The sequence below is a fragment of the Celeribacter sp. genome, assembly GCF_048270365.1.
Classification (GTDB): Bacteria; Pseudomonadota; Alphaproteobacteria; order Rhodobacterales; family Rhodobacteraceae; genus Celeribacter.
Genome location: NZ_JBLWTA010000004.1, coordinates 212770 through 236300, shown reverse-complemented (window position 1 = coordinate 236300; position 23531 = coordinate 212770). Strand labels below are relative to the sequence as shown.

General features: G+C 58.2%; 19 protein-coding genes and 1 tRNA gene. 6 read left to right on the top strand and 14 right to left on the bottom strand.

The window, feature by feature from the left end; all coding sequences use genetic code 11:
* Nucleotides 1-26: 26 nt before the first annotated feature.
* A complete protein-coding gene (locus tag ACN0X0_RS07670) occupies nt 27-1511 on the bottom strand; it encodes an AMP nucleosidase (protein WP_417278666.1) in 1485 nt (494 codons plus the stop codon).
* A 147-nt stretch (nt 1512-1658) separates the two neighbouring features.
* On the opposite strand from ACN0X0_RS07670, the gene ACN0X0_RS07665 reads away from it, so the two are divergent.
* Entirely contained in the window at nt 1659-2525 is an 867-nt protein-coding gene (locus ACN0X0_RS07665; RefSeq protein WP_417278665.1) for an SDR family oxidoreductase, read from the top strand.
* Between the two features lie 5 nt (nt 2526-2530).
* On the opposite strand, the gene ACN0X0_RS07660 is transcribed toward ACN0X0_RS07665, so the two are convergent.
* The 6 genes from ACN0X0_RS07660 to ACN0X0_RS07635 form a co-directional block, all read right to left on the bottom strand.
* Entirely contained in the window at nt 2531-3724 is a 1194-nt protein-coding gene (locus tag ACN0X0_RS07660; RefSeq protein WP_417278664.1) for an MFS transporter, read from the bottom strand.
* A 111-nt stretch (nt 3725-3835) separates the two neighbouring features.
* Entirely contained in the window at nt 3836-5764 is a 1929-nt protein-coding gene (dxs, locus tag ACN0X0_RS07655; RefSeq protein WP_417278663.1) for a 1-deoxy-D-xylulose-5-phosphate synthase, read from the bottom strand.
* Nucleotides 5765-5778: 14 nt separating this feature from the next.
* Complete coding sequence (locus tag ACN0X0_RS07650) at nt 5779-6645, bottom strand: polyprenyl synthetase family protein (RefSeq protein WP_417278662.1); 867 nt, start codon at nt 6643-6645, stop codon at nt 5779-5781.
* Nucleotides 6645-6887 (bottom strand): exodeoxyribonuclease VII small subunit, encoded by a 243-nt coding sequence (locus ACN0X0_RS07645; RefSeq protein ID WP_226551860.1) that lies wholly within the window; start codon nt 6885-6887, stop codon nt 6645-6647. Before ACN0X0_RS07645 ends, ACN0X0_RS07650 begins: the two co-directional genes overlap by 1 nt.
* 93 nt (nt 6888-6980) lie before the next feature.
* Entirely contained in the window at nt 6981-7679 is a 699-nt protein-coding gene (locus ACN0X0_RS07640; RefSeq protein ID WP_417278661.1) for a response regulator, read from the bottom strand.
* Between the two features lies 1 nt (nt 7680).
* Nucleotides 7681-8205, bottom strand: coding sequence for a MarR family winged helix-turn-helix transcriptional regulator (locus tag ACN0X0_RS07635; protein WP_417278660.1), 525 nt, complete (start codon nt 8203-8205; stop codon nt 7681-7683).
* A gap of 178 nt (nt 8206-8383) precedes the next feature.
* Between ACN0X0_RS07635 and ACN0X0_RS07630 the strand changes: the two genes are divergently transcribed.
* Nucleotides 8384-9253 carry a branched-chain amino acid aminotransferase gene (locus ACN0X0_RS07630; RefSeq protein WP_417278659.1) on the top strand — a complete coding sequence of 290 codons (870 nt, stop codon included), beginning with the start codon at nt 8384-8386 and terminating at the stop codon, nt 9251-9253.
* Nucleotides 9254-9318: 65 nt separating this feature from the next.
* Nucleotides 9319-9819, top strand: coding sequence for a hypothetical protein (locus ACN0X0_RS07625; RefSeq protein ID WP_417278658.1), 501 nt, complete (start codon nt 9319-9321; stop codon nt 9817-9819).
* On the opposite strand, the gene ACN0X0_RS07620 is transcribed toward ACN0X0_RS07625, so the two are convergent.
* The 6 genes from ACN0X0_RS07620 to ACN0X0_RS07595 all read right to left on the bottom strand — a co-directional run bounded on the left by ACN0X0_RS07620 (nt 9816) and on the right by ACN0X0_RS07595 (nt 19472).
* A complete protein-coding gene (locus ACN0X0_RS07620) occupies nt 9816-10733 on the bottom strand; it encodes a DMT family transporter (RefSeq protein WP_417278657.1) in 918 nt (305 codons plus the stop codon). The two genes, ACN0X0_RS07625 and ACN0X0_RS07620, sit on opposite strands and share 4 nt — an antisense overlap.
* Before the next feature lie 38 nt (nt 10734-10771).
* Nucleotides 10772-11812, bottom strand: a complete 1041-nt coding sequence (gene queG, locus ACN0X0_RS07615) for a tRNA epoxyqueuosine(34) reductase QueG (protein ID WP_417278656.1) — start codon at nt 11810-11812, stop codon at nt 10772-10774.
* A 79-nt stretch (nt 11813-11891) separates the two neighbouring features.
* Nucleotides 11892-12557, bottom strand: a complete 666-nt coding sequence (locus ACN0X0_RS07610) for a glutathione S-transferase family protein (RefSeq protein ID WP_167601235.1) — start codon at nt 12555-12557, stop codon at nt 11892-11894.
* 48 nt (nt 12558-12605) lie between these two features.
* Nucleotides 12606-13334, bottom strand: a complete 729-nt coding sequence (gene mtgA / locus ACN0X0_RS07605; RefSeq protein ID WP_417278763.1) for a monofunctional biosynthetic peptidoglycan transglycosylase — start codon at nt 13332-13334, stop codon at nt 12606-12608.
* 111 nt (nt 13335-13445) lie between these two features.
* Nucleotides 13446-17981: a glutamate synthase large subunit gene (gene gltB, locus ACN0X0_RS07600; protein WP_417278655.1), complete on the bottom strand. Its 4536-nt coding sequence runs from the start codon at nt 17979-17981 to the stop codon at nt 13446-13448.
* Nucleotides 17982-18038: 57 nt separating this feature from the next.
* Complete coding sequence (locus ACN0X0_RS07595) at nt 18039-19472, bottom strand: NAD(P)-dependent oxidoreductase (protein WP_417278654.1); 1434 nt, start codon at nt 19470-19472, stop codon at nt 18039-18041.
* A gap of 228 nt (nt 19473-19700) precedes the next feature.
* Here ACN0X0_RS07595 and ACN0X0_RS07590 point away from each other — a divergent pair, with 228 nt between their 5' ends.
* The gene (locus ACN0X0_RS07590) at nt 19701-20504 is read left to right on the top strand and encodes an undecaprenyl-diphosphate phosphatase (RefSeq protein WP_417278653.1); all 804 of its coding nucleotides are present in this window, start codon (nt 19701-19703) and stop codon (nt 20502-20504) included.
* Between the two features lie 51 nt (nt 20505-20555).
* Here the strand turns inward: ACN0X0_RS07590 and ACN0X0_RS07585 are convergent, their stop codons facing one another.
* Nucleotides 20556-21542, bottom strand: a complete 987-nt coding sequence (locus ACN0X0_RS07585) for a complex I NDUFA9 subunit family protein (RefSeq protein WP_417278652.1) — start codon at nt 21540-21542, stop codon at nt 20556-20558.
* Between the two features lie 144 nt (nt 21543-21686).
* Between ACN0X0_RS07585 and ACN0X0_RS07580 the strand changes: the two genes are divergently transcribed.
* Nucleotides 21687-21773 (top strand) — tRNA-Leu (locus ACN0X0_RS07580).
* A gap of 93 nt (nt 21774-21866) precedes the next feature.
* A complete protein-coding gene (locus tag ACN0X0_RS07575; RefSeq protein ID WP_417278651.1) occupies nt 21867-23315 on the top strand; it encodes a tyrosine-type recombinase/integrase in 1449 nt (482 codons plus the stop codon).
* Nucleotides 23316-23531: the final 216 nt, after the last annotated feature.

Genomic DNA, 23531 nt, shown 5'->3' with positions numbered 1-23531 from the left:
CCGCATTTTGAGCGAAAAAACCCTCATTACAGGAAGGCCGTCTCCTCGAAAGAGCGCAATTTCCGGCTATGAATGCGTTCAATCGGCATGTCGCGCAGCAATTCCATCGACCGAATACCAATCAACAGGTGCCGAGAGACCTGTGATTTATAGAAATCCGACGCCATGCCCGGCAATTTCAACTCGCCATGGAGCGGTTTATCCGACACACAAAGGAGCGTCCCATAAGGCACGCGGAACCGAAATCCGTTCGCCGCAATGGTCGCACTTTCCATATCGAGCGCAATGGCCCGCGATTGCGACAGGCGCTGCACCGGGCCGGATTGATCGCGCAGCTCCCAGTTGCGATTGTCAATCGTCGCCACCGTCCCCGTCCGCATGATGCGCTTGAGCTCATAGCCTTCGAGTTCGGTCACCTGCTCCACCGCGTCTTCGAGAGAGGTCTGAATTTCCGCCAAAGCCGGGATCGGCACCCAGACCGGCAGGTCATCATCCAACACATGATCCTCACGCAGATACGCATGCGCGAGGACGAAATCCCCGAGCCGCTGCGAATTGCGCAGACCGGCGCAATGGCCGACCATGATCCAGGCATGCGGGCGCAAAACGGCGATGTGATCCGTCGCGGTTTTCGCATTCGACGGCCCGACGCCAATGTTCACCAGCGTGATCCCCGAGCCGTCCGCGCGTTTCAGGTGATAGGTCGGCATCTGCGGCATCTTCGCTGTCGGCGGGATGTCTTCGTCCGCCGAAGTGATCTCGACATTTCCGGTAGAGACAAAGCTGGTGTAGCCGCTCTCAGGATCGGCCAGTTGGCTACGTGCATAGGCTTCGAATTCGGAGACATAGAACTGGTAGTTGGTAAACAACACGTGGTTCTGGAAATGACAGGCATCCGTCGCGGTGTAATGCGACAGGCGGGCCAGCGAATAATCGATGCGCTGTGCCATGAAGGGTGCCAAGGCGCCTGAGCCATCCGTATGGGTGTAGTCGAAGCCGTTCACAATATCATCGTGGGTCGTCGTCAAATCCGGCACATCGAAAATATCGCGCAGCGGATAGGCCATGGCACCTTCCTGCGGCACGGTGATGTTCTCGTCATTCGCCACCGCGAAATGCACGGGCATCGGCGTGTCCGAAATGCCGATTTGCACCATCACACCATGGTTGCGCAGGATTTGGGAAATCTGCTGTTTCAGATAATTTCGAAACAGGTCGGGCCGGGTGATTGTCGTCGAATATTCGCCGGGCTTAGCGACGTGACCAAAGGACAGACGGCTGTCCATCGTCGCATAGGATGTCGTGACCACGCGAATTTCCGGGTAATAGGCCCGATACCGCGCCTCAGGCTCCGCCCCGCTGGCAATGAGCGAAAATTTCTCTGTCAAAAAAGAACAGGCCTCTGAATAGAGCTCCTCAAGATGGGCCACCGCCGCCGCCGGATCGCCAAAGCTCCGGGGGTCGCGCGCGGGCGCTGTTTCGAGGATCAGGCTTTTCAAACTGCTGTTCATTTTTATATCCTTTTCGCAACAAACGGTGCTCAACGCCCCAGACGACCCTATCATCGCCTTCCGCTTGCAATCTTGTGTCAGCCCCGTCACTTGAGACCAACTGCGACAGAGACGCAAGGCCCGGTATCAGGCCGAGAAAGAGATCACATGACACGTCCCAAACTGTTTTCCTTTGGCCATGGCTATAGCGCCCAAGCCCTCGCACGGCGGTTGATCCCGCAAGGCTGGGACATCATTGGCACCACGCGTATCCCGGCAAAGGCACAGCAGTTTGACACTGACGGCGTAGAGCCCATTTTGCTCGAAACAGACCCTATTCCCGCCCAACTTGGCCACGCGACCCATCTTTTGATTTCCGCAGGCCCCGATGCCGAGGGTGATCCGTTTTTGCGCAACTATCGTGATGAGCTGATCGATGCTGCGCCCAATCTCCAATGGGTTGGCTATCTCTCAACCACGGGCGTCTATGGTGACCACGGCGGCGATTGGGTCGACGAGGCCACGCCGCTTACCCCCGGCACCAAACGTGGCAAAGCGCGGATGCAGGCGGAGGCCGATTGGCAAGCGATTGCGCAGGATTTGGGTCTTAATCTGTCGATTTTTCGTCTCGCGGGCATCTATGGTCCGGGCCGCGGCCCGTTCGCCAAGGTCCGCAACGGCACCGCGCGTAGGATCGTCAAAGAAGGTCAGATTTTCTCACGCATCCATGTCGAGGACATCGCGCAGGTTCTTGAAGCCTCGATAAACAGCCCCCAATCCGGAGGAATTTATAACGTCTGTGACGATCTCCCCGTGCCGCCGCAAGAGGTCATCGGCTATGCCGCAGACCTTTTGGGCCTGCCTTTGCCGCCAGAGGAAGACTTTGAAACCGCCAAGATGACCCCCATGGCCCGCAGCTTTTATGCCGAAAGCAAAAAGGTGCGAAACGACCGGATGAAACAGGAGCTGGGCGTTCATCTCATTTATCCGGACTATAAAACCGGGCTAAAGGCGCTTTTGGCGCAGGATGAGTAGCTGAATCAGCGACTGTCCTGCCAGGATCGCCGATGATCCAGAACCGTGATGGCGTAGATCACCACACCGCCAAAGGTCAAAGCCGCCCCGACATAGCCCGCCGAGGGAAATCCATAGCCCTTGGCAATATAGATCGAGGCAACATAGGGCCCCAAGGCATTGGCCGCATTGAACGCAGCATGATGCAGCGTCGCCGCCAGTGCCTGCGCATCGCGGGCGACGTCCATGAGCCGGGTTTGAAGTAGGATCGGATAGCCATTCGCCACCCCCATCGCCAAAACCATCGCGACCATGGCATAGGGCATATCAGCGATCCGCGGGAACAGTGACAGCAAGGCGATATTCACGATCAGCGTCGCAAAAACCGCAAAGTTCAACGCCCGGTCCGCCGCCCATCCGGCAACGAGAGTACCAAGCGTCATGCCAAAGCCCATGAGACCCAGATACAGCGGAATCGAGGCTTCATTAACCTGCGTCACCTCGATCAGCGTCGAGGCGAGATAGGTGTAAAAGGCGAAGAACCCACCAAACCCGATGGCCCCGCTCAACAGCGTCAACAACACCTGCCGGTTCTTCAGTGCGCCAAGCTCTCTCAACGCGTTCGAATTGGTATCACGCGCGGTTTCTGGCGCGAAAATCAGGATCATGGTCGCCGTTAAAGCCGCCAAAACCCCCACCAAAGCAAACGCCCAGCGCCACCCGATGGTCTGCCCCAACACATTGGCGACAGGCACGCCGACAATGGTCGCGATGGTGAGGCCAAGCATCAAACGCGCCACCGCCTTGCCCCGCTGGTTCGGCCCCGCGAGAGAGGCAGCCATCAAAGCCGCAACACCGAAATAGGCACCATGCGGCATCCCACTCAGGAAACGTGCCAAAAGCATCACCGGGTAAGTCGGCGCCAGAGCGGAGAGGATATGGGCGATGCAAAACATCACCATCAAACCAATGAGCAAAACTCGCCGCTCGATCCGCGCCGCCGCCACCGCAATCAAAGGCGCGCCGACAACAACCCCCAGAGCATAGGCGGAAATCAAACGACTGGCTGTTGCCTCATCAATCTCCAGCCCCTGCGCCATGAAGGGCAATAGGCTCATGCTGGCAAATTCGCTCGTGCCAATCGCAAACCCACCCATAGCGAGCGCAAAAAGGACGATCCCCGGACGGGTGCCGGGAGAGACGGAGGTGGTGGAAACCATCGGATATACCTTGAAAGGAAGTCACGTGAGACTTCCCTTATTCTCGCACAGGGATCAAGGCTGCGAGCAACCCACTGTGCTCATACCCGCTTTGCACAAACGTGCATGGCCTTAGGCTCGCTTGCTCGTCAGATCCGCAATGCCAAGCACAGAGAGCACCTTGGCCTCGATGTCCGGCGTGTTCAGCCCCGCGATGGCATACATCGCCTCCGGGCTGGCTTGGTCGATGAAGGTGTCCGGAAGCGTCATAGAGCGGAATTTAAAGCCCCGATCAAACACGCCTTCCTCTGCGAGGAAATCGGCAACATGTGAGCCGAATCCCCCGATAGCGCCCTCTTCGAGGGTGATCAGAGCCTCGTGATTCCCCGCAAGATCACGGATCAAATCGTGATCCAGAGGCTTGGCGAAACGTGCGTCTGCGACGGTGCAGGAGATGCCTTTGGCCGCGAGGTTCTCAGCGGCTTTCAAGGCGGGCTCCAAACGTGTGCCAAAGGACAAAAGCGCCACCCGCGTGCCTTCGCGCACGATGCGCCCTTTGCCGATCTCAAACACTTCACCACGTTCCGGCATCTGAACACCGACGCCTTCGCCGCGCGGATAACGAAAAGCGATGGGCCCCTCATCATGCGCAACGGCGGTGGCGACCATATGTTTCAACTCTGCCTCATCGGCAGCGGCCATGACCACCATGCCCGGCAGATTGGCCATAAAGGCAATATCGAAAGACCCGGCATGCGTCGCCCCATCGGCGCCAACGAGACCGGCGCGGTCAATCGCGAAGCGCACGGGCAGACGCTGAATCGCCACGTCATGCACGACCTGATCGTAACCGCGCTGAAGGAAGGTCGAATACATCGCACAGAACGGCTTCATCCCACCGGCGGCGAGACCTGCCGCGAATGTCACGCCATGCTGCTCCGCAATGCCAACGTCAAAACACCGGCTCGGGTAGCGTTCGGCAAAGAGATCGAGGCCCGTGCCATCGGGCATCGCAGCGGTGACTGCGACGATTTTGTCATTCTGCGCGGCCTCTTGGAGAAGTGCTTCGGCGAAAACCTTTGTGTAGGACGGCGCGTTGGATTTGGCTTTCTTCTGCTCACCGGTGACCACGTCAAACTTGGCGGTCGCGTGGCCTTTGTCCGGGCGACCTTCGGCGGGGGCGTAGCCTTTGCCCTTTTTCGTGATCGCATGGATCAGGATCGGCCCCGTCGCGCGGGTTTTGACCGTGCGCAGCACGCTCAAAAGCTGGTCCATATCGTGGCCATCGACCGGGCCGATGTAAGAGAACCCAAGCTCTTCGAACAACGTGCCGCCGATGGTCATGCCCTTGAGCATTTCCTTGGCCCGTTTGGCGCCCTCTTGGAACGGATGCGGCAGAAGGGAAACGGCGCCTTTGGCCGCGGCTTTGAGATCCTGGAACGGCTCGCCCGCATAGAGACGGGTCAAATAGGACGAGAGCGCACCGGTCGGCGGCGCAATCGACATTTCGTTGTCGTTCAAAATGACGATCAAACGCTTGCCCAAATGGCCCGCGTTGTTCATCGCCTCAAAGGCCATGCCTGCGGACATCGACCCGTCGCCGATCACCGCAATCGCATCGCCGATGCCATGCTCTGTCGCGCCACCCAGATCGCGCGCTACGGCAAAGCCCAAAGCGGCAGAGATCGAGGTCGAACTATGCGCCGCACCAAAGGGGTCATAAGGGCTTTCGGAACGTTTGGTGAAGCCGGAGAGGCCGCCCTCGGTTCGCAGGGTGCGGATACGATCACGACGCCCGGTCAGAATTTTATGCGGATAACATTGGTGCGACACGTCCCAGATCAGGCGATCTTTCGGGGTGTCGAACACGGCGTGCAGCGCCACGGTCAACTCGACAACCCCAAGACCTGCACCCAGATGACCGCCCGTCACAGATACGGCTGCGATGGTTTCCTGCCGCAACTCATGCGCCACGCGTTTGAGCTCTGTGTCGGACAGAGCTTTGAGATCGGCTGGGATATTCACGCGATCGAGGGTCGGAGTGGCTGGGCGGTCGGACATGGCGTCTCGCTTTCTCAGGTTTCCCGCGAAATAACGAAGCGGGCGACGTCTCGCAAGGGCTCGGCCCGCGATCCATAGGGGCTCAATGCCGCACAGGCCTCATCCACCAATGAGCTAGCGCGGGCCTTGGCGCCCTCAAGTCCCAGAAGCGACACGAAAGTCGCCTTTCCCGCCTCGGCATCCTTGCCCACGGCCTTACCGGTTTTCTCGACATCGCCTTCGACATCGAGAATGTCGTCTTGAATTTGAAACGCGAGGCCCAGCGCCTTGGCGTAGGTGCCCAGATGGGTGGGATCGCCACCGCCCAAAATGGCGCCTGCGCGCGCGGACCATTCGATCAGCGCGCCGGTTTTGTTGCCTTGTAGGACGGTGATCTCTTGCAGATCGAGCGGGGTCGCAGAGGTCTCCGCCGCGATGTCCTGTGCCTGACCCAAGACCATGCCTTGCGCGCCAGACGCTTTCGCCAGAGAGGCAATCAAATCGACCCTAATCTGGCTCGAAACCTCCATTTCAGGGCGCGTCAAAAGTTCAAAAGCGAGGGTCTGAAGCGCATCGCCCACAAGCACCGCTGTCGCCTCGTCCCATCGTTTGTGCACGGTCGGCTGTCCGCGACGCAAATCGTCATCGTCCATACAGGGCAGATCGTCATGCACGAGGCTATAGGCATGCACCGCCTCAATCGCAGCGGCGGCCCAGACGGAGCGTTCGGCAGGCACACCATGAAGCGCGGCGCCCTCCATCACAAGGTACGCCCGCAGGCGCTTGCCACCATTGAGGGCATAGCGCATCCCCTCCTCGACCGGCATGGTCCCCAGAGGCGCCAAAACAGTGTCGAAACAGGCGGAAACGGCCGCCTTACACCGCGCCAACCCGTCTTGCATCAGACACCTTCGGCCTTACTCGTCCCTGTTGCCGTTCCATCCGGCCCCACGGTGATCTTTTCTACCTTCTCTTCGGCATCCTTGAGCTTGGCCTCGCAATGCGCCTTGAGCGCAGCACCACGTTCATAGAGCGCAATGCTGTCTTCCAAGGCCACATCGCCGCGTTCGAGCTTGCTCACAACCTCGTTCAACTCCGCCATGGCGGTTTCAAAGGACATTTCACTGACCGGCGTATCGCTCATTGGACTCTCCCGAATGTTTCCCCCACTGCATATAGGAAAACCGCCGGGGAAGGCCAGTTTGAGTTTTGCATTCCGGCCCGTTGCTTGGGGCGCCTACTCAGGCGTCAGCATATAGCCCGCACCGCGCACGGTTTGCAGGTAACGCGGTTGGCGCGGGTCGTCTTCGAGCTTGCGTCTGAGGCGGGTGATCTGCACATCGACAGCCCGCTCCTGCGCCTGCCCACCATCGCGTCCGAGCCGCTCGACCAAGTCGGTGCGCGTCACAGGTTCGCCCGTCGAGGCGACGAAGATTTTCATCAGCTGCGCTTCGGTGCCGGTCAGACGCACAATCTGATCGCCTTCCCAAAGCTCGCCCCGCTCCACATCGTAGCGGAATCGACCCAAATGCAGGTATTTCGGCCCGGCTTCGGCCTCTTCCATCTGCGGCATCCGGCGCAGAACCGCGTTGATGCGCAGCAACAACTCCTTTGGCTCAAACGGCTTTGCGAGATAATCATCGGCACCGGCTTCGAGCCCGGCGATGCGGTCCTCTGTCTCGCCCTTGGCCGTCAGCAACATGATCGGCGTGCTGATAGACTGGCGCAAATCTCGCGTCAGGCTGATGCCATCTTCGCCCGGCATCATCACATCGAGCACGATGAGATCGAATTCCAACCCCGCCAAAAGCCGCCGTGCATGGGCCGCATCACGGGCCGCCGTCACACAGAACCCATGACGGATCAGGAATTTTTGCAACAAGCCTCGGATGCGCTCGTCATCGTCAACGATCAGAAGGTGAATTTCCCCGCTCACATCACTCCTCCTTTTTCGACCCGGTTTTGGACATGGCGTTGAAATAGGCCGCCTGATCCGGGTCCATCATAGCCTCAAGCACCCGACGAAATCCCGCGACGGCCTCATGACCTGCATCACGATAAGCGACCCGCATACGAGCCCGTTGCGCCTCCGACAGTTCCGCCTCAAGCGACTGGCCCGTGTCCGTAAGATACAGGTGACGCTCGCGTTTGTCCTGTACACCGACACGACTTTCGACCAGCCCGTCCTCGATCAGGGTTCTGAGCACCCGGTTCAGAGACTGTTTCGTCACGCCCAGAATGGCCAGAAGGTTGTTCACATTCGTCCCCGGCGCGCGAGCAATGAAATGGACCGCCCTGTGATGCGCCCGGCCATAGCCGTATTTCTCCAAAATGCGATCCGGGTCCGCCGTAAAACCGCGGTAGGCAAAGAACATGGCTTCAATCCCTTTGCGGAGCTGTTCGTCCGTCAGGAACAGAAGAGCCTCACCGCTTTTCGTGCCACCAGCCTTACCGTCCGCCATAGTCTGCCCCGTTCTCAAATCGCGTAATTTCCGCTCACTTTAAGTCAGCGTTGTTGACATTCCAAGATCGAATTGATAGCGAAATCGGGATTTGGCGCAATAATAATCCCAAAATGATACGCATCACGCAACTTCACGAAAGCGAGTGATGCGACAGAGAGACAAAAAGGAGAGACCCATGGCGGGCAGCTACGAAGATCGCGACGGATATATCTGGATGGACGGCGCCCTTGTCGATTGGCGTGACGCGAAGGTTCATATCCTGACCCACGCCATGCATTACGCCTCCTCCGTCTTTGAGGGCGAGCGCTGCTACAACGGCAAGATTTTCAAATCCGTCGAGCATTCCGAACGTCTTCTGGCCTCCGGCAAGGCGCTCGACATGCCGATCCCCTACACGGTCGAAGAGATCGAGAAGGCAAAATACGAGGTGCTCAAGGCCAACGGTTGGGACAACGCCTATGTGCGTGTCGTGGCTTGGCGTGGCGCAGGCGACGATATGGGGGTTGCGGCCAACAGAAACCCTGTGCGCATGGCGGTCGCCGCCTGGGAATGGGGCGCCTATTATGGCGATGCGAAAATGCAGGGCGCTAAGCTCGACATCGCGAAATGGAAACGCCCCTCGCCGGAAACCATCCCGACCGCCGCGAAAGCCGCCGGTCTCTACATGATCTGCACGATGTCGAAACATGCCGCTGAGGCGAAAGGCTGTTCCGACGCTCTGTTCATGGACTATCGCGGCTATGTGGCCGAAGCGACCGGTGCGAATATCTTTTTCGTCAAAGACGGCGAAGTGCACACGCCGATCCCCGACGCGATCCTGAACGGCATCACCCGCCAAACGGTAATCGGCATGCTCAAAGACAAAGGCATCATGGTGCATGAGCGTCGTATCATGCCCGAGGAGCTCGACGGGTTCGAACAATGCTTCCTCACCGGCACCGCCGCCGAAGTGACGCCCGTGGGCCAGATCGGGGATTATATGTTCGAGGTCGGCGCCCTGACCCGCGAGATCTCCGAAGACTACGAAAAACTGGTTCGCAGCTAAGGTTTTAACCTTAAAATAAGAGCTTTCTGCCAGTCTTGCACGATCAGATTGGCAGGAGGCATGACGTGGTCAGCCGCAAAGACAGTATTGTTATCGTTCTTATCACGGTCTTCATCGTGACCCCCGCGGTCCTTGCCTTGACCGCTTACATGATCACAAAAAACCCCTCGCTGCGCCCTTTGGGCATCACCGTCGAACGGCTGACCGCAGCAGGGCAGATTGAGAACAAAAGCCTCATTCTGGCCGTGGTCGACATTGGAACTCTCGCCAAGAATTCCACCAACAAAGCACAATACCAATCCAGTCTGGAAACCGCTTTTGCGCGCCTTGAAACCGATGTTCAGGTGAAATTTCGTAGCATTCCCGGCAGTTCAGAGGTCCATATCACCTACCTTGTCGGTGAAAGTCAGATCGGGCCATTTCCGGCGAACAGAGCCGCCGAGGGCGTGCTTCCCGCAACACAGGCAGCGCGACTGGTCATCGCACAACGCAAAGCGGTCGCGAAAGAACAGGAACGTCGTGACAGGCTTGGCCAAAACGGGTTCTGGAATCGGGTCCTGGACTAAAGCGCATCCGCCTTTTTGCGACGCGAGGCGCTGAGGCCAAGCGCTCTCTCGCGCCAGATGATCGCAACACCCGCTGCGATCACGATCAGAGCACCGGCCAGCATTGCCGTCGTCGGCACTTCGTCAAAAAAGACATAGCCAATGATCAACGCGAAGACCATCGACGCATAGTCGAACGGTGCAAGCATCGAGGCATCGCCATAGCGATAGCATGACGTCAGACACACCTGCGCCAAGCCTCCGATCAACCCGGACAGAATGAGGAAAACGCAGGCCAACGCACTCGGAATAACCCATTGCGAAAACGGCAAGGTCATCAACGCCGCCACGGTACAGGACATCGAGAACCAGAACACGATCGACGTCGTGCTCTCGCTTTTCACCATGTTCCGCACATGCAGTTGCACAATTGCCCCCAAACATGCCCCGCCGAGGGCCACCATCGCGCCGAGCTGTTCAAGAGGATCAGGTGCACCATTGAACACGGTGATTCGCGGCATCATCACGATCACAACCCCGATGAGCCCGGCAAACACCGCCGAAAATCGGAACAATCGCACATCTTCGCCCGCGAACATGGCCGCGAACACCACCAGCAACAGCGGAGAAGCATAGCCGATGACTGTCGCTTCCGGCAGCGGCAACAAACCAAGCGCATAAAAGTTCAAAAACATCGCACTGGCCCCAATCATCCCGCGCCAGACATGGCCCATCGGCGATTTGACTCTCAGGCCCGCGAGGAATTCCCCGCGTCTCACCAACCAAATGAAGATTACGGGAAGTGCGAAAAGAGACCGAAAGAACACCGCCTCACCGGGAGGAACCTCTGCACTCGCCGCCTTGATCAGCGCCGCCATCACCACGAAACAGGTGACGGACGCAAGCTTGAGGGCAATGCCCCGAAACGGGTCCATTGTGTATCTCCTAATCGACTGGGAACCCGCTTAGAATCTCACGTGTCCGACAAGCGCGCAACGGCCCATTGAGCCGCATCGCGCACCGTGGGGTCGGCATCCTCGCACAGGCGCGTGGCCACTGACCGCAATTCAGGCGACCCGGAATTTCCAATGGCATAGAGGACATTTCGCACAAATCGGTCGCGTCCAATGCGCTTGATCGGCGAGCCTGAAAACTTCTCCCGAAACGCGGAATCGTCCAACTGCGCCAGCTCCGCAAGCGGCGGCGCGATCAACTCTTCTCGTGCCGCAAACCGAATATCTTTCGCAGCAACGGCAAATTTATTCCACGGACAGGCCGCCAGGCAGTCGTCACAGCCGTAAATCCGGTTGCCCAGTTTTCCGCGCAGCTCTTCGTCCACCGGACCGTTATGCTCAATGGTCAAATAGGACACGCACCGGCGTGCATCGATCTGAAACGGCGCCGGAAACGCGTCTGTCGGACAAGCATCGAGACAAGCCCGACACGACCCGCAATGGTCTTTTTCCGCTGGATCAGGGTCGAATTCATGGGTCGTAAAAATCGCCCCAAGGAAGAACCAATTGCCCAGATCGCGTGACAAAAGATTGGTGTGTTTTCCCTGCCAACCGAGCCCAGCTTTCGCCGCCAATGGCTTTTCCATCACCGGCGCCGTATCGACGAACACTTTGATTTCTGTCTCTGGCCCCGCCTGTTCGATCAACCAGCGTCCCAGCCGTTTGAGCCTTTTCTTGACGATATCATGATAGTCGCGATTGCGAGCATAAACCGAAATTGCGCCGGATTCGGGTCTATTTATGAGCGCCAAAGGGTCTTCTTCCGGCGTGTAGGCCTCCGCCAGCATGATCACGGATTTCGCCTCTGGCCAGAGCGCCGCCGGATCGCCACGCCAGTTCATCCGCTCTTCCATCCAACCCATCTGCCCATGCCGCCCCTCGGCGACAAAGGCCTTGAGCCGTTCCATGGCTTCTGGAATATCCGGGCGTCCGAAAGAGGCCTTGGAGAACCCCTCCTCCAAAGCCCTCGCGCGCACGATTTCCTTATCCAACCCGGCCAAACGAAGCCCTTTCTTTTGTCCGGAAATATCCTCGGGGGGAATTGCTCGGCAAGGGGGGCAGACAGCCCCCAAACCCTGATTAAAAATCGAGATCGGTGTAGTGCGCCGGAGGTGGAAAGCTCGACACCTGATCCGCCAGCAAAGAGCGGAACGCCGGACGCGATTTAATCTTAGCGTACCAATCCTTCACAACGTCATGCCGGTTCCAATCCACATCCGAAATGTAATCGAGCGAGGACAGATGCGCCGCCGCCGCGAAATCCGCCAGCGTCATCGCATCGCCCGCCAACCACCGCCGGCGGTCCAATAGCCAAGCCATATAGTCGAGGTGATATTTGATCGCCTTCGAGCCTGATTTGACGTTGGCTGCGACCGGATAGCCCGATTTCATCAGCTTGCGATTGACCCGTTCGTACAAAAGTTTCGACGTCACTTCGTTGTGGAATTTGTCATCAAACCACGACACCAGACGCCGCACTTCGTAGCGACCTTCGGCATCTTTCGGCATCAAAACCGGGTTCGGGTAGCGCTCTTCGAGATACTCGCAAATCGGCGTGCTTTCCGACAGGTTCATATCGTCGATCCGCAGCACCGGCACCTTGCCCGCCGGGTTGCGGCGCATGAAATCCGGATCCTGCTCCCAGTAGCGCTCCTCGATCAGCTCCACCTCAAGCTTCTTTTCCGCAAGTACCAAACGGACTTTGCGGCAAAATGGAGAAAGAGGGACGTGATACAGACGGATCATAATTTCTACTCGCGTTTTTTCCCTACTTGCCGCAGGACAGAAGGCAGTTCAATCCTCGAAACAGGCTGCGCGGCCATCTCGCGCGATTGTGGCCGCCCCATCGACGATCTGCGCGGCTCTTCGCCGAACAAAGGGGCCGGGATTCCCGGCATTGCGGTCTTTCGGGGCAGGCAAAACAGCCGCAAGCTGAGCCGCTTGCTGGGCGGTGATGCTTTCCGGACCGACGCCGAAGTAATGCCGAGAGGCGGCTTCAACACCGAAAATGCCCCTGTCGAATTCGGCGATGTTCAAATAGACCTCAAGAATGCGCTGCTTGCTCCAGGTCAGTTCGACCACCGGCGTGATCATCGCCTCCAATGCTTTGCGTGGCCAGCTCCGCCCATGCCAGAGGAAGGTGTTTTTGACCGTCTGCTGGCTGATGGTCGAGGCGCCGCGGTTGCCACCCTCGGCAATCGCGGATCGGATCGCGGTAAGGTCGAACCCCCAATGTTCACAAAAATTCGCATCCTCAGCGGCCACCACGGCCCGTGCGAGGTGCGGCGACATGCGCTTCATCGGCACCCATTGGTAATCGACCCGCTCCCCTTGGCGACCGCTTTCGGCCATCATGTAGAAGGTGCCGGGCACCGGAAGGACCGAATAGGCCAAAATCCAAATCAGAAAGAGTGCAAAAACGGCCAAAACACCTCGAAGGACACGCCGCCGCAGACGCCGGAAAAAACCGGGGCCTGTGCTCTGCCCTTTGGATTTTGTCTTTTTCTTGCTCTTTCGTGCCATGGTCTGAAAAAGCATGGCGGGTGATCCGAGGTCAAGCCCAACTCTCACCGCAAAGAAAAAGCCCCCGAAAAGGGGGCTTTTAAGCTGCATTCGGGTCGATTTATGCTCGACTTACTCGGCCGGGATCGCGCCCTTTTCCAGAGTCAGCGGCACCGGAAGATGCACCAGCATCTCTTTCGGGCAAACCTGAAGGAAGTTGGCTTTCTCTTCATCCCAATGATCGAGGATCGCCTTGGCTTTCAACGAATAGGTCTCTTTCGCGTGACGCTCCACGAGGCCTTTCAACTGATCTTCCCAGTGATCCACAGAGACCGGACAGGTCACGAGAGTCTCGAGGTTCATCAGATCAAGCGCCGTGCCCTCCGGATCGTAGAGATAGGCCATACCGCCCGTCATCCCAGCGCCAAAGTTCGCGCCAATCGTGCCAAGGATCACGGCGATGCCGCCGGTCATGTATTCGCAGCCATTGGAGCCACAGCCCTCGATCACCACGCTCGCACCGGAGTTCCGCACCGCGAAACGCTCGCCCGCACGACCGGCGGCAAAGAGGTAGCCGTCCGTCGCACCGTAAAGCACGGTGTTGCCGATGATCGTGTTCTGATCGGCGACCAGCGGCGAGTGCATCGGCGGACGCACCACAACGGTGCCGCCCGAGAGGCCTTTTGCCACATAGTCGTTGGCGTCACCCGACACTTCGATCTTCAGACCCGGCGCAGCAAAGGCCCCGAGGGACTGACCGGCAGAGCCCGTGAGTTTCACGGTCAAATGGTCCGGCTGAAGATTGTTGCGCATGCCGAATTTCGACACGATGTGCGACGAGGTGCGCGTCCCGATGGTGCGAAGCGTGTTCTGCACCGCGTAGGAGAGCTGCATCTTTTCGCCATCGTTGAGGAACCGTGCGGCATCCGACACGATCTGTGCATCGAGTGTATCCGGCACCGCATTGCGCGGTTTGGACCGGTCGTAGACGATACGATCAGAGCCATCGACAGAGATCAGAAGCGGGTTCAGATCGAGGTCATCAAGATGTGCCGAACCACGCGAGGTCTGGGCCAGAAGATCGGCACGACCGATCACCTCGTCCAGAGAGCGCGCGCCCAGAGAGGCCAGCAATTCGCGGACTTCCTGTGCGTAGAAGGTGATCAGGTTGACGACCTTGTCGGCATTGCCCGTGAACTTGCCACGCAGCATTTCGTCTTGGGTACAGACGCCCACCGGACAGGTGTTCGACTGGCACTGACGCACCATGATACAGCCCATCGCGATCAACGCGGCGGTGCCGATGCCATATTCCTCGGCACCCAGCATCGCGGCCATGACGATGTCACGCCCTGTGCGCAGACCACCGTCAGTCCGAAGCGTCACGCGGTCGCGCAGGTTGTTCATCGCGAGCACTTGGTGGGCTTCGGTCAAACCCATTTCCCACGGCAGACCGGCGAATTTGATCGAGGTCGCCGGAGACGCCCCTGTGCCACCGTTGTGACCCGAAATCAGGATGATGTCCGCTTTCGCCTTCGCCACACCGGCGGCGATGGTGCCGACGCCGGAGGAAGCCACGAGTTTCACCGTCACCTTGGCCTTCGGGTTGATCTGTTTCAGGTCATAGATGAGCTGAGCGAGATCCTCGATGGAGTAGATGTCGTGGTGCGGCGGCGGCGAAATCAGAGTCACGCCCTTGGTCGAGTGACGCAGCTTAGCGATGAGATCGGTGACCTTCATCCCCGGAAGCTGACCACCCTCGCCCGGCTTCGCGCCTTGAGCGACTTTGATCTCCAGCTCTTCACAGGCCAACAGGTATTCGGCGGTCACACCGAAGCGACCGGAGGCCACCTGTTTGATCTTTGCAGACGCATTGTCACCATTGGGTTCCGGCGTGAAATCGTCCGGCGATTCACCACCCTCACCGGAGTCGGATTTCGCGCCGATGCGGTTCATCGCGATGGACAGCGTGCGGTGCGCCTCGGGCGACAGAGCACCCAAGGACATGCCCGGCGTCACAAAGCGTTTGCGGATCGAAGTGATCGATTCCACCTCTTCGATCGGCACCGGTTTGCCCAGCGGTTTAAAGTCCAACAGATCGCGCAGATGAATCGGCGGCATGGCCTGCATCTTGGCGGAATATTGTTTCCACATCTCGTAGGAGGCACGATCACAGGCCGATTGCAGCATGTGCATCGACTGCGCTTCCCACGCATGGGTCTCGCCGGATTTGCGGGACTTGTAGAAACCGCCAATCGGCAACGTGTTGCCACCCAGCCAACCCTGTTTGTGCACGGCTTCCAACTTGTGCTGAATGCCGCCTACCCCGATGCCGGAGATGCGCGAATGCATGCCAGGGAAGAACTCGTTGACCATCGCGCGGGACAGGCCCACGGCCTCGAAGTTCAGACCACCGCGATAGGACGAGATCACCGAAATGCCCATCTTCGCCATGATCTTGAGCAGGCCTGCGTCCACAGCGGCACGATAGCGCGCCACGGCTTCGGTCAGGGTGCAGTCCAAAAGGCCACGCTCGATCCGATCCGCGAGGGAATCCTCGGCCAGATAAGCGTTCACGATGGTCGCACCACAGGCGATCAGCACCGCGAAGTAATGCGGATCGATACATTCCGCGGAGCGCACGCCCAGCGAACAGAAGGTCCGCAAACCTTTGCGCGTCAGCCAGCTGTGCACGGCGGAGGTCGCAAGGATCATCGGCATCGCGATTTTGTCCTCACCCTGCGCCTGATCGGTCAGGATGATGTGACCACCGCCCGAACGCACGGCCTCTTCGGCCTCGGCACGGATGCGATCCAGCCCTTTGCGCAGCGCATTGGGGCCGCCATCGACCGGGAAAGTACAGTCGATCTCGGTCATCGGCGCGTTGAAATGGGTTTTCAGCGCCTCGAATTGCGCGTTGCCGACAAAGGGGCTTTCCAGCACGAGAATCTCGGTCTGGGAGCTGTCTTCATCCAGCACGTTCTTGAGGTTGCCGAACCGCGTTTTGAGCGACATCACACGGAATTCGCGCAAACTATCAATCGGCGGGTTGGTCACCTGAGAGAAGTTCTGGCGGAAGAAGTGGCTGAGCGGACGATATTTGTTCGACAGCACGGCAGAGGGCGTATCATCGCCCATCGAGGCCAGCGCCTCTTTGCCATCCTCGCCCATCGGCGCGAGGACCTGTTCCAGCTCTTCAATGGTGTAACCCGCTGCGATCTGGCGCTTTTTAAGCTCAGCACCGGAGAAGATCGCGGTCTCGGAGAGCCCCGCCAGTTCTTCTTCGAGGTCGACGATCTTGCCGACCCATTCGCCAAACGGCTGGGAATTTGCCAGACGGTCTTTGATGTCGACGTCGTGGTAGAGCTTGCCCTCGGCCATATCGACCGCCAGCAATTGCCCCGGACCCAGCGCGCCTTTTTCCACCACGGTCGCCTCATCGGTCGGCACCATGCCCACCTCAGAGCCCGCGATAACAAGGCCGTCGCCGGTGACAACATAGCGCATCGGGCGCAGACCGTTCCGGTCAAGACCGGCACAGACCCAACGACCGTCGGTCATTGCCAAAGCGGCCGGGCCGTCCCAGGGCTCCATAACGGAGTTCACATAGGAATACATGTCACGCCAGGCTTTCGGCAGCTCTTCGGCGTTTTTCGACCAGGCTTCGGGCACCAGCATGGTTTTCGCCATGGGCGCAGAACGACCAGCACGCACCAGCACCTCGAACACGGAATCGAGGGCGGCGGAATCCGACGAGCCTTGCGGGATGATCGGTTTGATGTCCTCGGCCATCTCACCAAAGGTCGACGAGGCCATACGGATCTCATGCGATTTCATCCAGTTGGTGTTGCCTTTGATCGTGTTGATCTCACCGTTATGCGCCAGCATGCGGAACGGTTGCGCCAGCCACCACTGCGGGAAGGTGTTGGTGGAATAGCGCTGGTGATAGATCGCGAAGGCGGATTCAAAGCGCTCGTCCATCAGGTCCGGGTAGAACACGGCAACCTGTTCGGCGAGCATCATGCCTTTGTAGATGATCGAACGGCAGGACAGGGAGCAGATGTAAAGCTCACGCACACCGGCGGCAGAGGCGGCCTTCTCGATGCGACGACGGATGACGTAAAGCTCACGCTCGAACGTCTCTTCGTCCACACCTTTGGAGTTGGAGATCAGGATTTGCTCGATCTCGGGACGCGTCGCATTGGCTTTTTCACCCAAGCAAGACGTGTCCACCGGAACGTGACGCCAGCCGTAGATGTAATAGCCCATGCGCAGGACTTCGGTCTCCACGATGGTCCGGCAGGTCTCTTGGGCAGAGAAATCCGTGCGCGGCAGGAACACCTGACCCACAGCGAGCAATTCGCCATGACGGGCCTCGTGACCCGTGCGGCGGATTTGGTCGCCGAAGAAATGGTGCGGGATTTGCACGTGGATGCCGGCGCCGTCGCCGGTTTTGCCGTCGGCGTCCACAGCACCGCGGTGCCAGATCGCTTTCAGCGCGGAAATGCCGTTTTCCACGACTTTGCGGGATTTCGACCCATCGACGGAGACGACAAGACCCACGCCGCAGGAGGAATGTTCGTCATCCTCACGGAACAGGGAGTTTTCCGCCATCCATTCGCGTTTTGCGGCCTCTTGAACCGCCCAGCTTTGGTCAAACTTGGTCATATCAGTACCTTTCAGATCAAAGGCGGAGGGGACCTCTCCCCTCCTTTATAAATCGGATTACTCGGCGGCCACTGCGGCGGTTTGATCGATATAGTCGATCATCGCATCGGCGGCTTCGCGGCCATCGCGGATCGCCCAGACGACCAGCGACGCGCCACGTTGGATGTCGCCACAGGCATAGACACCCTCAAGCGAGCTGGCGTGGGTTTTGAAATCGGCCAGAACCGTGCCCCAACGGGTCACTTCCAATCCGTCCACGCCCCAAAGCTTCGGCAGCTCTTCCGGCTCGAACCCAAGCGCCTTGATCACCAGATCGGCGTCTTCGACATAATCGGCGCCCTCGATCACCTCAGGCGACTGACGACCGGAGGCATCCGGGGCGCCAAGGCGCATTTTCTGCACCATCACGCCCGAAACGGGATCGCCCGCAAAGCCTTTCGGCGCAGAGAGCCAAACGAATTCGACGCCTTCTTCCTCGGCGTTTTGGGTCTCACGCTGCGATCCCGGCATGTTCGCACGGTCGCGACGATAGAGACATTTCACGGAGGTCGCGCCCTGACGGATTGCGGTGCGGACACAGTCCATCGCGGTATCCCCGCCGCCGATCACGACGACCTTCTTGCCGTTCGCGTTCAGTTCACCGCTGTCATATTCCTCGACCTCGTCACCAAAGGAGACCTTGTTCGAGGCAGTGAGGTAATCAATCGCCTTCACGATGCCATCGGCACCCGAACCGGGGCCTTTGAGATCGCGGGACTTGTAGACCCCCGTCGCGATCAGCACGGCATCGTGTTTGCCACGGATCGCGTCAAAGGAAATGTCCTCGCCGACATTGCAGTTGAGCACAAACTCGACGCCCGATTTTTCGAGCTGTTCGACACGGCGCAACACGATGTCTTTCTCAAGCTTGAAGCCCGGAATGCCGTACATCATCAACCCGCCCGCGCGGTCGGAGCGTTCGTAAACGGTGACCTTGATCCCCGCACGACGCAGACGGTCGGCGGCGGCCAGACCACCCGGGCCGGAGCCGATAATGCCGACGCTTTCTTCGCGCTCAACGACCGGGGTAATCGTCTCGACCCAACCGTTTTCCCAAGCCGTATCGGTGATGTATTTCTCAACAGAACCGATCGTCACCGTGCCGTGGCCGGAGTTCTCGATGACACAGTTGCCTTCGCAAAGACGGTCCTGCGGACAGATGCGGCCACAGATTTCCGGGAAGGCGTTGGTCGCCTGAGAAATCTCATAGGCTTCTTTCAACCGACCCGTTGCGGTCAGGCGCAGCCAGTCAGGAATGTTGTTGTGCAGCGGGCAATGCGATTGGCAATAGGGCACACCGCACTGCGAACAACGCGAGGCCTGCTCTTCCGCTTTCGCTTCGACGAACTCGCCATAGATTTCCAGAAAATCGTCTTTACGATCATCCGCGTCGCGCTTGGTTGGCATGTCCCTGCCTACCGTCACGAATTTGAGCATCGGCTCTTTCGCCATGACACCACATCTCCGAAGGTTGGTTGTGAGTTGTTGTCTCATTATAAGGACTCTGAGAAAAAGAAAAGTCAGAAGTGCTGTCTTATTTTTCGTTTTTCTGTCGCCGCAGCGCAGGATGTTGGACCAGACACTCCAAATTTATGTAAGCAATACTGACATATAAATTGTCTTCTTATTGATTCCATGTGGGTTTATGCTTTTCACACGCAGGATCGCCACGGAGTCGCTATGAGTCTTTTCTATCTACTTGTCGTCGCGATCGTGCAGGGGATCACCGAATTTCTGCCGGTTTCCTCCTCGGGTCACCTGATTCTCCTGCCCTTTTTCATGGGCACCCAAGATCAGGGCCAGGCCATCGACGTCGCCGTTCATGTCGGCACTCTGGGCGCTGTCATGATTTATTTCTGGCGCGATGTCGGTGTCGGCCTCGCCGGTGTGCCGCGCATGTTGACCGGTAAAATCGACACACCCGGCTCGAAACTGGCGTTTCTTTTGCTGATCGCCACCATTCCCGTGGTCATTCTTGGTCTCGTCCTGAAAGTCACCGGCCTGTCCGACGCGATGCGCAGCCCGACCGTGATCGGCTGGACCATGTTGATCTTCGGCCTCGTGCTCTATTGGTTCGACCAGAAAGGTGCCGAGGTGAAAACCGAAGGCGATTGGTCCCTGAAAGACGCGGTCAAGCTGGGCCTTTGGCAGGCCGTCGCGCTCATCCCCGGCACCTCTAGGTCCGGCATCACCATCACCGGCGCGCGCGCCATGGGCTATACCCGTCAAGACGGTGCCAAGATTGCCATGCTGATGTCGATCCCGACGATCATGGCCTCTGGCGTTCTCTTGGGCGCCGAAGTGGTCGGCGATGCCGATTGGGCGATGCTCAAGGACGCGGCCATCGGCGCCGTCTTTGCCTTTATCGCAGCACTTCTGGCGCTGACCCTGATGATGCGCCTGCTCAAATCCGTCAGCTTTACGCCCTATGTGATCTACCGTGTGATCCTCGGCGTTGTGCTTCTGGTCATTTCCTACACATGAAAAAGCGCGCCCGGTGAGGACGCGCTTTGAAATTTCAAACTCTGCGTGAAATCAGATTTTGCGCAGGTTCTTCGCGCTTTCGCGAATCGCGTCATACTGACCCGACGGGCGATAAACCCACATGTAATCCGGCAGAACCGCCTGAAGCGCCGTCGGCTTAATCCCGAGGTCAGCAAAGCTCTTGGCGCCTCCAGAGACAACATTGTCCACTTTCAGGTTTTTCACCTGATCGCGGGTCAGAATGCCATTGTGGAACAGACCGGCGGTGAGGAATTGCGCCACGGAGAAACCGGTCGCCATCAGATTGCCCACCCAGAACGGCAGGTTCAGGATCAGACGATTGCGGTGAATCGCCTCAAGCATATCGGCCATGAGACCTTTCAGCGTGTCCACATCCGGACCGCCCAGCTCATAGATGCCCGGCTCGGCATGGCCCAGAATGCCGCTGACGGCCGCCTGCGCGACATCATCCACATAGACCGGCTGAAACTTGGTGTTGCCGCCCACCAGTGGCAGGATCACGTTCTTTTCGGCCATCTTTCCGAAGCGATTGAAGAACTCATCTTCCTGACCGAAAATCACGGAAGGACGCAGGATCATCGCGTTCGGGAAAGCCTCGAGCACCTTGGCCTCGCCCTCCGCTTTCGTACGGGAATATTCAGATGCGGAATTCGCATCGGCGCCCAGAGCGGAGAGATGCACCAGACGTGCGATGCCTTGGGCCTCGGCGATTCGAGCGATCCGGGCAGCACCCTCGGATTGCACCGCAGAGAAGGAATTCTTACCGCGTTCCGTCAGAACGCCAACGCAGTTCACGACGGCATCCGCGCCCATCATCGCCGCGCGCACCGACTCATCGTCGCGAATGTTGCAGAACACCGGCTCGACCTGTCCGACCGCACCGTAGGGTTTCACATGAAGCGACTCATTCGGGCGACGCACTGCAACGCGGACACGCCAGCCCTCCTTTGCCATACGCCGGGCGATATACCGCCCAACAAAGCCAGCGCCGCCATAGATGGTGACCAGTTTCGTCATCTGCATCTCCAATGCCAAATTGTCGCTTTTGCTTAGCTTTTAGCGCGGAAATGAACAAGACGCTATTGCTGCTATAAAAAACCTTTCAAATGGCCGTTGACACTGCCGCGCAACCCCATTACATCGCGGCCTCACGACATCTGTGCCCAGATGGCGGAATTGGTAGACGCGCTAGCTTCAGGTGCTAGTGTCCGTATGGACGTGGAGGTTCGAGTCCTCTTCTGGGCACCATTTTCTCTTGAAAAGTCAGCATTTTCTTGGTGTTAGGGTGAAAACCACTACACAAACGCTACACATTCAGGTGTGGCGCTCATGAGGCTGACCTTGGACCTTCCCTATCTCAAACCCGCAACCGCAACCGACAACGCAAAGTATCGGAGGCGCGTTCCCGAGTCGTACGTCAACGTTTTCGGCAAGAAAAACGTAGAGTGGTCACTGGGCACGAAGGACCCGCTCGAAATTGTGGAACAGTGGAAGATCGCCCACACCCGCTTTGAAGCCATGCTCACCAGAAAGCAGGACGTTTCCGAAGAACAGATAGTCTGGGAAATGACCCACGCGATTGCAATGAAGTACGGTTTGGCGAATGCGACAGACTCTCGTATTGGGCCAGTTGATTTCGAACATGAGAAGGGCCTCTTTCAGAGGTTCACCGAAGCGATCCGCGAAGAAGACGCGAAACTCACTCCGCAGCAGATGCAGGCAAAGTTCGCGAACGCACCAGCACTGTCTCCCGTCGAGTTACTCCTAAAGGCTCAGCACGAAGGAATTCGGAAACCGCGAGTTACGCTCGAAGAAGTCCAGCGCATCTACATACGGGAGCACCTTGGCGGGGACGCGAACGAAGACCAGAGGAAAAACATCCAGCGCGTACATCGCAACTTCAAATTGGCATTTGAGGCACTCGGAGGGGACATCGCCCTTGCCGATCTTGGAAAAGCAGAGGCGAAAAAGGTGAGAGATCATATGCTCTCCCAAATCAAAAGCAACGGAGAGAAGAAGAGTCCATCTTCGGTCAGGAGAGAACTCAACGTTCTCAAGGCGGCAATCAATTTCACCATCGAAGAGATGGAACTGCATGGTACCGAGGCACTCAATCCCTTCGGAAAACTGGACATCCCTCAGACAGGCGCGACAACGAGCACAAGAAACAAGCGCGACCCGCTTCCACCAAACATTCTCCGAGAGGTTCGCGAGAGGGTCCTCACACACGCCAGCGCTGATCTGGCGCTGATCTGGCGCTTGCTGGAAGGCACAGGTTGCCGCCTTGCCGAAGTCACAGGCCTTCGCATGGAAGACATTGATATAATCGGCGGAAGACCCACCATCCGCGTCGAATGGCACGAAGAACGTCGCATCAAAACGAAAGCATCCATCCGGTACGTACCACTCGTAGGGGACGCCCTCGAAGCCGCTAAAGACGCTCGCAGAAGCGCTGGGAACGGACCGATGTTGTTCACCTCATATTCAGGCAAGAACGGCCCCACAAACGCCTCTGCAGCGCTGATGAAACACGTCCGTCATTTCACATCCAACGAAAAACACGTCGTCCATTCCTTGCGACATAACATGGCGGACTGGCTATCACTTGCAGACGTACAAGAAAGAACCAGAAACCTAATCCTCGGGCACGCTCTCGGCGGTGTCGGGTCCCGGACCTACGGCGGTAGCCCTGCAGACGTAAAGACCGGAGAAACAGCACTTCAAAAGGCATTCGAAGCGCGTGTCGAATGGGAGGCGGACAATCAAAAATGGGAGGAAATCTTTGGATGATGCGCGGCCAACGCTGGCTTGGGAAATCAATGCTTTGGCAAGCATTTTCCGAAGACATGAGTGATTTCCGCGAAAACACCTCAAGTGCGATCTTGGACGTAAATCGATGCAATACCCGAGACCTACTTCCTGTCTTGTTCCTTACCCAACGAAGCGTGTAGTTTATGCTAGTCAAATTGAATTCTAGTTCAGACAAGGGCCCAACGGGCAGGAGCC